Here is a 13560-nt window from a genome sequence, read left to right as displayed (position 1 = left end):
CATTGATTAGCAACAGTTATGACATGTGACGATGGTAAAGTAAGTCGTGTTAGTACAAAGGAGGTCGTTTTTTAACGATGAAAAAATATTTAATTGCACTAGCAGGTGTTTTCGCACTAGGAACTGCAGCTCTATCAACTCAAGCATCTGCTGCTAGTTACAAAGTGGAAAAAGGAGATACACTTTGGGGCATTTCCCAAGACGAAAAAGTATCAGTAGAAGATTTAAAAGAAATGAACAATCTAAGTTCAAATGTAATTGTCCCATCACAACAGCTAGAAACTAGCCCTAAAGCTAAAACATATAAGATTAAAAAAGGCGACACATTATTTAAGATTGCTAATGAAACAGGCGTTTCTGTAGGAGATTTAAAATCTTTCAATAATCTAAGTGGCGATCTAATCTATGCAGGTGAAAATCTTGCATTAACAGGAGATTCAAATAGTCATAATCTTGCTTCTGTTTCAACTAAGCAAACACAAACACCAGCTAATACACAACTTGCCAATAAACAGGCAACAAATAAACAAGCGACTTATACAAAACCGTCTACAAGTCAGTCTGCACCACAATCGTCAGGAAAGACTTTGACTGTTACAGCAACAGCATATACACCTAATTGTGCAGGTTGCTCAGGCATCACTGCTACAGGAATTAATGTAAAGGCTAATCCTAATATGAAAGTCATTGCAGTAGATCCTAGCATCATTCCATTAGGCTCAAAAGTATGGGTTGAAGGATATGGTACAGCAATCGCTGGTGATACTGGCGGTGCCATTAAAGGTCATAAAATCGACTTGTTAATGCCAAGTAATGGACAAGCTAATAGCTGGGGCGTACGCACAGTAACCATCAAAATATTGAACTAAATGATGACCAGCTAGAGAATAGTTATCCAAGAAAGTCTTTTGAAAAGAAGAATATTGTCTATATAAGAAGCACAGAATGTTATTCAATCGGCATTCTGTGCTTTTTTATGGAATTAAGCCGGATCGCTACTTTGTAAAAAAAGAAAAGGACAAATAAAATGATTTCAGACAATTTTTTTGCCACACTGCAAGACGCAAGTAATTAAACAAATCTTTTACAAAAAATCATGAAATTGAGTAATATGAACTGCATAAATTTAGTCATAACTGTATAGTAGAAGGTATATGAAGATAAAAAATTAGGTGGATATGGATGAAAATCAATAAGTCAACGATCTTTCAATGGCTAAAAGTCATTTTACCAATTTTGCTGATGATTTTTGCAATTCGTGAGATTGGTGGAATCTTAAGAAATGCAAATGGTCGCGAAATGACAGATAAATTAGAGAGTTTAGATATCAGAACAATTGCATTAATTGTTTTATTGTCATTAATACTTGTTTTTCCGATGTTTTTTTATGATTATTTTATTATTAAAAAATTAAAGTTAAAGCGATCTTTGCGCCGTTTGATGAAGGAATCATTGATTATTAATTCTTTTTCGAATCTTATTGGCTTTGGAGGATTAGTGGGCGTATTGTTACGCACACACTATTTTAAAAAGAAAGAAGTAGATAGTGCTGCTTTTTTTAAAACGATCACATCAGTCACATTATTTTATCTAGCAGGAATTTCTCTATTCACTTGGATGTTACCGATATTTTATAGGGATTTCCCCTTATTTAAAGAGCATAAAATTTTAGTCATAGCGGCAAGTGTTATTGGATTATATGTGCCATTTCTTATGGTCAAAGCATTTATACAATTGTATAGGGGAACAACGACCAATCGTCGCTTGATAGATGATCTAGCATTGGTTGGTGTTTCCATTTTAGAGTGGCTTGGCGCACTTACGTTTATGACAGTATTAGTAAATATTTTGCATATTCCGATGAGTGTCCAAAATCTACTTCCTATATTTATCGTTGCTTCCTGTGCAGGGATTGTGAGTATGATTCCTGGTGGTCTTGGTTCTTTTGATTTGGTGTTTATTTGGGGAGCACAAAGTCTACAAATTTCTGAAGAATCCATTTTAGTATTGTTGCTATTTTATAGAATCGGCTATTATGTAGTACCTTTCTTGGCAGGATTAGCTTTATTCATCCGTGAATTATGGAGAAGATTTAATGTGGGGCTTAATGCGATCCCACGATTCTTCTTAGAAAAAACAAGTCATATGTTAGCGACGGCATTAGTATTTTCCGCAGGGCTGACACTTTTATTGTCATCGGTGGCACCAGGAGCGATTGAGCGAATTCGCTATGCAAAAGAGTTAATGGCGTTTCCTATTATTAATATTTCACATCAATTAGCAGTTGCGACAGGTTTTGTGTTACTTGCGTTATCAAATGGTATTTCTTATAAAGATAAGAATTCCTACCGAATGACGGTATTTGTGCTACTCTTTGCTTCAGCCCTTTTTATTATTAAAGGTATACAGTATAAGCAGGCATTATTTATGTTATTTGTGGCAGGCTTGTTGTATTTGTCACGCCGTCGATTTTATCGAGAAAGCTATATTGTGACGTGGGGAAGAAGTATTTTAAATACAGTGATTATTTTTGTCATTTTATTGCTTTATATGATGATTGGATTCTTTGTTAATCCATCTATAAAATACTCTATTCCAGAAAGCGTAAAGCCATATTTGACGACGGATTCAGATGATTTATTTAAAAGTGCATTTATGGGGCTCATTGTAGTGACGATCGTGGTCACTTTTGAAATTTCGCTCAGAAAGCTTACTCAATTTACGAAGACATCATCTTTAGAATACGAAGAGGAGATTTTCCTTCATCTCAATAAATACGGTGGTAAGGAATTATCTCATTTAATCTTTCTTCATGATAAGTATGTTTATTGGAATAAAGAAAAAACAGTCCTATTCCCATACCAGGTAATCGCAGATAAGTTAGTCGTGCTGGGAGATTTGGTTGGGAAAAAGGAAGATTTTAAAAAAGCGATCGAAGAGTTTATGACATTTGCGGATGACTATGGTTACACACCGATTTTCTATGAAATCAGTGATCAATTTGTGCCGTACCTTCATGGCTATGGTTATCGATTTTTCAAACTGGGAGAAGAGGGATACATTGACTTGTCAAAGCTGCCATATTCAAAAGAGGTTATGCGAAAGGCGGAGAACATAAACGAGACCTTCCTAGCAGAGGGGTATTCTTGTGAAATCATGCAACCGCCTTATTCGACTGAAGTGATGACTCAATTACGAGATATTTCTGATGAATGGTTGGATAATCGAAAGGAAAAAGGATTTTCACTCGGCTACTTTGATGAAGATTATTTACAATTTACGCCCCTTGCTGTTTTGAAAAATAATGATTTTGAGATCATTGCTTTTGCTAACTTGATTCCATTGTATGATGAAGATCGTACAGCCAAAATCGATCTGATCCGCTCTAAGAAAGGCGCTTTGCCGGAACAGGCCATGGATTATTTATTCTTAAATATTTTCTCAGCTTCTAAGGCCAAAGGATTCGAACGATTAAATGTTGGTTTGACGCCGCTAGCGCGTGTAGGCGTTTCAAAGTTTGCTGGCATAAGCGAGAAGATCGCTACTCAAATAATGGTTGATGGTCAGGATAGTTATACTTTTCGCAATGTACGAAATTTCAAAGAAAAGTTTGCAAATGATTGGCAGCCCAAATACCTTGCGTATCGGAAAAAAACTTCTCTACCATTTACGATGTTGCAAATTATGATGTTAATCGAGGACAATAAATATGCAACCATGAGGAAACAAGTTTCAGAAGCCAAGCAATCGAGAAGGCCTTAAGAGAGAGTCGTAAATTGCAGAGAAATTGAATATAATTTTCGCCAGTCAGGTTCTGGGACCTCGTTAGGAGATTAGTTAGTAATGGCCATGTAAGATGGAGTATGTATGTTACTGATAGTGGATGAGGTAATAGGATAATCTGGTACGACAACTGTTGTAGATTTTTCTTCGTATACTGTGGATAGTGATGAGGTAATATAGTCTTTTTGTGGCGAAAAATAGATTCGTGTAAGTGGAAAACAAAGTGATTTTGTATAAATTTCGAAAATAGAACCGTATGAAAACAAGTTTTATCAATTTGATTTCATGCGGTTTATTTATTTTAATCAGGCTTTGTCCCCGCTTCTTTTGGTTGGCTGGGATCAACATTTGAAAGAGAGTCAATTCCAGAACCAAATCCAAGTTGCTTAAAGTCCAATAATTCAGCTTTAGTAGAGGTATTGCTCTGGATTTGTTGTAGCTCTAATCGAAGCTTTTCGTTTTCCAATAAATAATTTTTTTGTTTGATCTCTTCTAGTTTAATCTCATCTTTTAGCATATTGTGTTGTAATTCTAAACGCTTGTTTTTATTTTTAACAATTGTTCTAATAACGTTAGCTCCTACAGCTATTAATACGATTAAAACAACATATAGCATGTCCTGCAAGTCAAATCACCTCGTTAAATTTGAATGTTCAGTATATATACATAATGGTCAGGAAAAAAGTTTCATGTTTGTTGAAATTATTTGGATTTTTTCTAAGCCGTAATATAAAGATACAGAAAGAGCTGTTAATTCATTAATGCTGAAAGTTTACTGCTCAGGTCAGGTAGAAAATAAAAGACATAAATTGTTGGAAGGGTGAATAAATTTGTCGAAGGAGTGAATAAAGTCTCCAAGAGAGCGAATAAATCCATCGAAAAAGCAAATAAATAGTCTAGAAGAGCGAATAAACTGTCAGAGAGCAGATAAGTCCTGATTTGTCGAAATAGCGAATAAAACCTCAAGAGAGCGAATAACCCCTCCAAAAGACGAATAAATCAGCTATCATTGAAATCTAAAATAATTTGAGGTAAAGTTATCCATAGTCCTAAAAATCCTTCTGCTGGTTCACTTGTCGTTGCGTAGACTTTAATCAGAGAGGGATTCTTTTTTCATTTTTATCTCACATGAGTGGACAATAAAATCCTACTGTGTGAAGTTTTACTTTATTTAGTGTGTTAGATTAAAAGCGTGAGACTTCTATGAAAAAAACAAGAGGTGTAAGCAAATGACAACGGATGAACAAATCTTAGAATGGTTCGATTATTTTCATAAATATCCAGAAATCAGCTGGAAAGAGCATAAAACAACGGAGAAAATTGCAAGTATTTTAGATGATCTGCATATTTCTTATCGATTATTTGGTGATGTGCCGGGGCTGGTTGCTGAAATAGGCGAAGGAGAAGAAATTGTGGCTGTGCGTGCAGATATCGATGCGCTATGGCAAGAAGTGGATGGGGAATGGAAAGCCAATCATTCATGTGGACATGATGGCAACATGTCAATGGTGCTTGGTGCGCTATTACGTTTAAAGAATCAACCTTTAATGCATAAAGTACGCTTTATCTTCCAGCCCGCTGAGGAACTGGGAAATGGTGCGATCGCTGCATTTGAACATGGGGCAGTGGATGGGGTATCACATCTTTTTGGCGTACACTTACGACCAATTGAAGAATTAAAATTAGGAAAAGTATCTCCAGCCATTCATCACGGAGCTGCTATTTTTCTGGAAGGATCTATTCATGGTACGGATGCCCATGGAGCGAGACCACATCAAGGGCAAAATGCGATTGATGTCCTAGTGGCTATTCAACAAATGATCAAAAACATCTACATATCCCCATTTGAGCCGCACTCTGCAAAGCTAACGAAAATTGTAGCAGATGGAGGAAGTATGAATATCATTCCTGGAAATGGGAGTTTTACAATGGATATTCGTGCACAAAAAAATACTATTTTAAATGAAATACAGGTGCAAATTGATGAAGGATTAAAGGCTATAGCACAACAATTCAAAATGGATTTGGACTGGAAATGGGTCGACTATACACCAGGTGCAGAAGTTTCAGAGGAAGCAGCTAAAATGGCAGAGGAAGCCATTATTGAAACTTTGGGAAAAAATCATTTAGCACCACATGTGATCACATCTGGAAGTGACGATTTTCATTTTTATACAGTAAAGAACCCACAACTAAAAGCAACCATGATCGGAATTGGTGCGGATCTATCACCAGGACTACATCATCCGAAAATGACCTTTAACCATGAGGCGTTATTAGATGCTTCAAAAGTGTTAGCAGCTGTATTAGCGAAAGATCCCTCATCTCACATGAGTGGGCAGTGAGTTTTTCACATCAAGGCACAAACGAGAATAACCAATTGCCTTCAACCTTAAACATGAAAGAGATGGAGCCAATTGCTTGTAAACCCACGATTGGTTTGCCAACAACCAGTGGAATGGAGAACCCCTTCATTAGGGGGAATTGCATTTTATAAAGTTATTGAAGTCAAGTCATCTGGCCTTGTCGTCAGCCAGTTTCCCATTTGGATCATGAATCCATAAAAGGGCGTATCCAAAATTTTAAGCCAATCAGTGATAAGTGGAAAAGTTCAGTTCATAAATAGCACGTGGTCTACCTTGATGATAGGACATTTCTTCCCCAATCACTTTGGCATAGCCGTGTTCAACTAATTTTTTTAATATGCGTTCAGTCGATCTTCGTGTTACTTGTAGATATTCTGCTAAATCGACAGCTGTAAACTGTAAGGATTGCCTTGAAACACTAAAAGCCATGATTTTCGAAATATTGAGTGGACTCAATTTTGTTTCTTTTGCCATCTGTAATATATAAGGATCCTTTGTTTGCAAGGACAAAATAGTAGGCTGATTTGGGAATGGTCCCTGTAGTTCTTTATTTTCATTCATAATATAGACGACATTGGGTGTTGCAAAATTTAATGCTTGCCGCGCATTTTTCTGTGCTTCTAAAATCGAGCCGCCGTAGCCAAAAGTAAGCTTAATCGGGTCTTTTGTTATGTTGAAAAAAGATTCTACTAAATGATGTTGAAAAGCATTTTGGATATGACCAAAGGTAGTAAATAATTCAAAATGATGATCATCTATTTTTTGATAGGATGCATGCGTAGCCTCAACGATTTGTTGTAATACAAGTTGATCATCCTCTGTAGATTGGGAGAATTCTAGCATTCCGACAACTGCTCTTGCAGATTCTGATTTCGTCATTTTTGATAATGCCATTGTCTGTTCTAAACAATGGATAATGGAGCTATTAGGATCGTGCATACGCATCGCGGGAACTTCATCTGCGGTAAGCGCATCGTATACACTATGAATACTTGTGATAACAAATTTAATCTTATCATTTAACCATAGTTGTTTATGCTTTTGATAAATTTGGTCAAAGGGTCGTTCCATATTGATTTCTTGTATAAAAGGTAATGCTCCCTCATACTGTATATCGTTGAAAACATTTTTGATATGCTGTGCATTCATCACATCGATTGATAGCTGAGAAAGCTGTAGATTCTGGTTGGCTAGAACAGATAAAATTGATGTCGATATCGCAACCTCATCTTGCTTTAAATATGTCCATGGTATTGGCCAATCGGACAAAAGAGGCTTGGCGTATAAATAAGGCAATGTACCGGATAATAATAAGACATCACATGGCTTAATCTGCTTCATTAATTGGGGTGTTTCATCTGGCATTTTATAAATGTAAAATTCTAATTGGATATTCTCCATTTCTTGTGCGATACTTAGTAAACGATCCCTAAAAGCAAGAGAGCTAATGACTGCAATTTTTGTAGGCATTAAAACGACTCCTTTGTTATTTTTTTAATTCTTAATAACGACTATTTAACGACAACTATATCAAGAGGAATTCTAATTGTAAAGAAAAGAGTGGAAAAATATGGAAATAACCGCAGTGGAAATTTATGCTATTCAGTTACCGTTAATTGAACCTTTTATTATTAGTTACGACAAATATGATACAATGCCCTCTATTATTGTCAAAATAACTACCAATGAAGGGATCATTGGTTACGGAGAAGCTGTGCCTGATGAACATGTGACGGGTGAAACATGGGACAGTACGTATATGACTCTTAAACATCAACTAGCTCCAGCAATTATAGGAGAAAATCCTCTTTGCTTTGAGAAAATCCATGATTTGATGGATCGAACAGTCTATCAAGTGCCGGCTGCAAAGACCGCCATCGATATTGCTTGTTTTGATATCGCCGGTAAAAAACTAAATGTGCCTGTTTACCAACTCATTGGTGGCCGATATCATGAAAAATTTCCAATTACACATGTGCTAAGTATTGGTACACCAGAAAAAATGGCTGAAGAAGCAGCAGAACGTGTGGCAATGGGATATCGATCATTTAAGATGAAGGTCGGTACAGAAGTAATGAAAGATGTGGAGCGCATTCAAGCAGTACGTGAGAGAGTAGGAGATTTGATCAATATTCGGGTGGATGTCAATCAAGGCTGGCATAATGCCTCTACAACTTTAAAAGGATTACACGCATTGCGAGATGTCCATTTAGATTGGCTAGAACAGCCGGTAGATGCCGATGATATTGATGCTATGGTCGAAATAAAGTCTAAAACTGATGTCACATTGATGATTGACGAAGGATTACATGGTCAGAAAGAAATGCGTGAAATTATCGCAAAGCGTGCAGCAGACAAAGTGAATATAAAATTAATGAAATGTGGGGGTATTTATCCCGCTATGAAATTAGCCAATATGGCGGAGATGGCAGGAATTGAATGTCAAATCGGTTCAATGGTTGAATCTTCCATCGGTTCAGCAGCAGGATTTCATGTAGCCTTTTCAAAGAAGATCATGAAAAGTGTCGAACTGACAGGTCCTCTTAAATTTTCAAAAGATGTCGGTGATCTTCATTATGATATACCATTTATCTGTCTAAATGAACAACCGGGATTAGGTGTAAATGTAGATGAAGAAGTAATACAAGAACTTTGTCATCAATCATGCATTGTTCGCTAGAAAGGAAGGATTATCATGACTAATATTACCCAAGGTTTTCTTGGCGAGACACTTTATAGAGTCCAAGTATTAACGAAGAAGGATATTCCCCGACTTTTAAAATTACAGGATGAGGTAATGGCTGCACTATCTGATCGTCATACAGTGCAGCCTCTTAGCGTAGGAGAACTGAATAATATTTTAACAGGTAATGGTTTAATGATCGGGATATATGTAGAGGATGAATTAATCGCATTTCGTGCAGTACTTAAGCCTGTGATTGATGAAGAACATTTGGGAAGAGATTGCGGCATTCCTGATGAGGAGCTATCACGCGTACTCTATCAAGAAATTTCGAATGTTTCCCCACGCTATCGTGGTTATGGATTACAAAAAAAGATGGCACAAATCATTATGGCACAGGTCGATTCGAATCGTTTTGATTATATTTGTGCTACAGTGCAGCCATTAAACATCCCTAGTTTAAAGGATAAATTTTCTCAAGGACTAATGATTGCCGGATTAAAAGTAAAGTATGGGGATAAATTGCGTTACATTTTTTATAAAGAGTTGAAGGGGGAAGTACCTACTTTTTCTGAAACTCGGGCTTTACGCATGTCCGATATCACTGGGCAACAACAATTATTAAAAGAAGGTTTTCTTGGAACGGATATGTTTGAAATGAGGGATCATTGGTTTGTAACATATAGAAAATAAAGTAAAAACTTAATGGAAGAAAGGACTGGTGTTGGTACAGTCTAATTGCGGTTTTACTTATTTTTACATTAGAGATTACTTTATCATATTTCGTTTTCTTTATGTACGATTTTTATAATTTTAAATAATGGCATAACTACAGTCTCCATCTAATTCCTCTTATATTAAACGGATTAACATCCAGTAGAGATCAGGTGCTATAAAAGCCTGATTAGTTCAACTAACACACAGTGGTGACGAAAAATCTCCACTGTGTGAAGTCTCACTTTATGGGAGAAAATCTTTTTATGAAGTCCAATCTCCGTTATACTTGTCATCTAATTTTTCTTTTTCTAAATCTTTCGTTTGTGCTTCCACAGGGATCGGGTCCACTGTGTGCATATCTTCATGTAGATCGTAAATGCTAATATTCTCTGAATTCATCATATCTGGGCGATCTTTATAAGGAAGATCAGCAATTTTTCTTTTGTCTTTCGGCACAGAATCTTTGTTCATTTTAGTACACTCCTTTTAAAAGTAGTATGTACTAAACAACTGGTGTTATGCGCCAAAAGCTGTTTGATAAAGAAGATATATATTTAAAGCTACCACAATGGCAGCTACAATCCAGCCAAGAATAGTTGTTAGCTTATGATTGACTAATCCCCCCATGATTTTCTTGTTACTTGTAAACATGATGAGTGGGATTAAAGCAAAAGCGATACCGAATGATAATATGACTTGACTCCATACAAGCGCTTTTGTTGCATTAGCGCCAAAAGCAATGATTAAAAGAGGTGGAATCATGGTAATAGCACGTCTTAAATAAATAGGAATACGTTTTTTGATAAAACCTTGCATTACGATATCGCCAGATAATGTACCTACAGATGAACTTGCAAGACCAGCGATCAGTAAGCCTAAACCAAATAAGATGGCTGCCGTTGGACTAACCATATCATGAAGTGATTGGAAGGCAACGTCTAAGTCTTCTACATTCATGCCTTTTGAATGGAATACAGCAGCGGCAATGATCAACATACTCATATTGATAGCACCTGCGATAATCATCGCTATCATAATATCAATGAATTCAAATTTAAAAATTTTACGTTTTTCTTCATCATTTTTACCTACGATACGGTGTTGGGTAAGTGATGAATGAAGGTAAATAGCGTGTGGCATAACTGTAGCACCCAAAATGCCTGTTGCAAGTAAGATGGAATTGACATCATCAAATTTTGGTATAAATCCTGCAGCAATTGCACTGGCATCTGGATGTGCCAAAAATGTTTGGAATGCAAAAGCCAATACGACCATCATCACCATTCCAGAAATACCAGCTTCAAATGGACGCACGCCACGGCGTTGTAGCTCTAAAATAGCAAATGAGCAAACAGCAGTGATCAAAGCAGCTGGGAGCATCGGAATATTAAACAATAGATACATGCCGAGTGCCGCACCGATAAATTCCGCTAAGTCTGTTGCCATAATAACGAGTTCCGCTTGAATCCATAGCAGAATAGAGGTCTTTTTAGAAAAGTTTTCACGGGCAACCTCAGGCAAATTTTTTCCCGTTGCAATACCTAGTTTTGCAGAGAGTGATTGGATCAATACAGCCATTAAGTTTGAAAAGGCAATGACCCATAATAGTAAATATCCATATTCAGAACCTGCAGTAATGTTCGTCGCGAAATTTCCTGGATCTATATAAGCTACAGCAGCTATAAAAGCAGGGCCTAAGAAGGGAAGCACGCTTTTATAGCCATGTACTTTACCATTTAAAACATCCTCGGCAGCTATACGATTAGTCCTTGGATTTTGTACTTTATTATTACTCATGTTTTTCCTCCATTCCCAAAAGTGTTATTGCTGAAATAAAATTTCCTTTAGGAAAATTTGGTGTATATAGTGTAATTCAAGTATTAGAAAATGTAAAGATGTTAGAATAATAATTTACTTTATTTTTAGATTCTATTTGAATCAATTTCATAATGCAAAATTCAGATGAAAAACACGAACATTTCGAATCAACATGAACATTAATATTCAGAAGTTTTTGTTCCGCTCCAGACGGCGCTTTCCACGGGCTTGGCTTCAATCTCCTCGGGTCGACACGATGTTGACCCCGAAGCCGTTGCCACAGGACGTGGCGAACTTAGGCTTTGTCCCTTAAAACGTTCCTGCGGGGCTTTCAGCTCAAGCTTTTCCCGTAGGACTTTGAATAAACTTCCTGAACTAACACCGCACGAAGAAAATGCATGCATTTTCGAGGAGTCGCCGTCTTTCGCTCCACAACTATCAAAATTAGTTATTCTTAAATGTTCGTATTTTTTAAAAAGAAAATGATTTATGAAATTGATTCATTTAAAAAAAGATTGAGATTTATTGGATTTCGTTAAGGAGGAACGCTTTTTTTCATAGTAATCAAGAGCCGAGTTCTGCTTTTGTCAAAAAATTTTGTTGTGAGATCTTATTTTTCAATTGGGAGAATACAGAAAAAATCGATTAAGAGAGATAATGAAAATGGATATCCATCGTTTTTCAGAGAGTTGCTTGCTTGACATCATCAATTATTGTTTCAAATTTATCTAAAACGAAAAATCGGCCATAACATACAACAGAGTTTAGCTTAAAAATGGAGTGATTTTTTTGCTGGATGGAATATAGAGCTTTATCCCATATTAAAGAGTAGCAAGACCCCTGCATCAAGATTCAAGTAACCAGCAGATGGGGATCCGGACTGCTTGTAAGAGTCGGCCTTCCAATTCATACAGAGTAACGGATAAATCTTATTTTAACGGACAGAATCCACATTGCATCCATCCGGGAATATCCTTAGAAAAACAACAAGTTTTACGGACGGGGATATTGATTAGTTTTGAAGGGTGCATCCCCCCAGTATATTCTTTAAAATACGAATGCTTTGCAAAAGAGGACCATAGGGAGTCATTTTCTAATAAGGCAACAGCGATCTCAGCTTGTTCTTTTGTACCAGGATTAGAAAGTAGTATATGAAAATGCCATAACATATAACCAAAAACATTTTCCCATAGCATTTTAGGTGATGCAGAAGTGATTTTACGAAGCTGCACAAAAATTTTGTGACATTGCTGTTCTAAAATTTTTTGAAAGTGAGCTTCTCGTTCTTCTTCATCAATCCATTGCCAATCGGAGGATTGGATAAATGTACACAAGGCTTTCTTTCCAAATTCCTCTTTAACGCCGAATTTTAAATGATTGAAGGAACCATCCCAGACTTCGTCGTACATTGTCATCATATAAAATTGCATAGCGATAAACATACCATAACGACGAGTAAAATAGGATATCGCGATAACATCTGATGGAGCCTGACTAATGGATTTTATAAGGATTAAGAAATCCTCTAAAAACTCATCTGTTTCAAGTTGTTGTAAGTTAAAGATAGTATTTGTTGAATCATCTGCATAAATACTAAAAGACTGTAATTGCCGTAATTGATCCTTCGATAGAGTACTCATTAAATCACCTCTTATTTATCCCGCATTAACGTGCAGTAATACTCCCACCTCAAAATTTAGCGAAAGGAAAGAAGTTGGGTGGGAGATCAACTGCCGCATGCGCCCGATTGGTTCGGGCGGGCAAGATGCTGGTCACTCAGGTGTTGCCACAGGACGTGGCGCTTTTAACCTGAGTTCCTCTTCTCCAGTGTGGGATGAAGAAAACCCCCACTAATTAAAGTTTCGCTTTATTACTAGACAATAATTATGTAATTTTTTTAAAAAAGTGTTGACAATTCAATTGATAATGATTATCATTGTCATATAAAGAAATAAACCTCCTCTAAAAATGCAAGTAGAGCAGGGTTCAATTAGCTACTTTTCTCCAAAATTTAGCTAATCATGATATTTCTAAACTAACCCCCCCTCAAAAGTTTGGGAATGTTTAACAAGACTGTGGCGATAAGATTTCATCGATCTTATCGTTTTTTTATTGATTTAGCAAAAGACTCTCACCTCTATAGGTAGTGAGATGAATGCTGTTTTTCCACATTCAGCGGGTGTACAAACGCCT

10 protein-coding genes are annotated in these 13560 nt (G+C 36.5%); 5 read left to right on the top strand and 5 right to left on the bottom strand.

All coding sequences use genetic code 11. The features are described 5' to 3' along the window. Positions 1-77: 77 nt before the first annotated feature. Complete coding sequence (locus FEU33_RS15165; RefSeq protein ID WP_146550322.1) at positions 78-869, top strand: LysM peptidoglycan-binding and 3D domain-containing protein; 792 nt, start codon at positions 78-80, stop codon at positions 867-869. Between the two features lie 313 nt (positions 870-1182). Further along, on the top strand, positions 1183-3762 hold the full coding sequence (gene mprF / locus FEU33_RS15160; protein WP_146550321.1) for a bifunctional lysylphosphatidylglycerol flippase/synthetase MprF: 2580 nt from the start codon (positions 1183-1185) through the stop codon (positions 3760-3762). Between the two features lie 322 nt (positions 3763-4084). Here mprF and FEU33_RS15155 read toward each other — a convergent pair whose 3' ends face one another. Further along, positions 4085-4408: a hypothetical protein gene (locus FEU33_RS15155; protein WP_146550320.1), complete on the bottom strand. Its 324-nt coding sequence runs from the start codon at positions 4406-4408 to the stop codon at positions 4085-4087. Between the two features lie 604 nt (positions 4409-5012). Here FEU33_RS15155 and FEU33_RS15150 point away from each other — a divergent pair. Beyond that, positions 5013-6128, top strand: a complete 1116-nt coding sequence (locus tag FEU33_RS15150) for an amidohydrolase (RefSeq protein ID WP_146550319.1) — start codon at positions 5013-5015, stop codon at positions 6126-6128. A 246-nt stretch (positions 6129-6374) separates the two neighbouring features. On the opposite strand, the gene FEU33_RS15145 is transcribed toward FEU33_RS15150, so the two are convergent. After that, the gene (locus tag FEU33_RS15145; RefSeq protein WP_146550318.1) at positions 6375-7619 is read right to left on the bottom strand and encodes a hypothetical protein; all 1245 of its coding nucleotides are present in this window, start codon (positions 7617-7619) and stop codon (positions 6375-6377) included. A 100-nt stretch (positions 7620-7719) separates the two neighbouring features. Between FEU33_RS15145 and FEU33_RS15140 the strand changes: the two genes are divergently transcribed. Both FEU33_RS15140 and FEU33_RS15135 read left to right on the top strand, forming a co-directional pair. Next, a complete protein-coding gene (locus tag FEU33_RS15140; protein WP_146550317.1) occupies positions 7720-8829 on the top strand; it encodes a mandelate racemase/muconate lactonizing enzyme family protein in 1110 nt (369 codons plus the stop codon). Between the two features lie 15 nt (positions 8830-8844). After that, the gene (locus FEU33_RS15135; RefSeq protein ID WP_146550316.1) at positions 8845-9525 is read left to right on the top strand and encodes a GNAT family N-acetyltransferase; all 681 of its coding nucleotides are present in this window, start codon (positions 8845-8847) and stop codon (positions 9523-9525) included. Positions 9526-9810: 285 nt separating this feature from the next. On the opposite strand, the gene FEU33_RS15130 is transcribed toward FEU33_RS15135, so the two are convergent. From FEU33_RS15130 to FEU33_RS15120, 3 genes are all read right to left on the bottom strand, one after another. After that, positions 9811-10020 carry a hypothetical protein gene (locus tag FEU33_RS15130; protein WP_146550315.1) on the bottom strand — a complete coding sequence of 70 codons (210 nt, stop codon included), beginning with the start codon at positions 10018-10020 and terminating at the stop codon, positions 9811-9813. 45 nt (positions 10021-10065) lie between these two features. After that, positions 10066-11346: an Nramp family divalent metal transporter gene (locus tag FEU33_RS15125; RefSeq protein ID WP_146550314.1), complete on the bottom strand. Its 1281-nt coding sequence runs from the start codon at positions 11344-11346 to the stop codon at positions 10066-10068. 950 nt (positions 11347-12296) lie between these two features. Then, positions 12297-13007 (bottom strand): hypothetical protein, encoded by a 711-nt coding sequence (locus tag FEU33_RS15120; protein WP_146550313.1) that lies wholly within the window; start codon positions 13005-13007, stop codon positions 12297-12299. Between the last annotated feature and the right edge of the window lie 553 nt (positions 13008-13560).

Source organism: Rummeliibacillus suwonensis, assembly GCF_007896435.1.
Taxonomy (GTDB): Bacteria; Bacillota; Bacilli; order Bacillales_A; family Planococcaceae; genus Rummeliibacillus; species Rummeliibacillus suwonensis.
The sequence above is the reverse complement of the archived record's forward strand: the minus strand, read 5'-3'. Positions and strand labels throughout refer to the sequence as shown.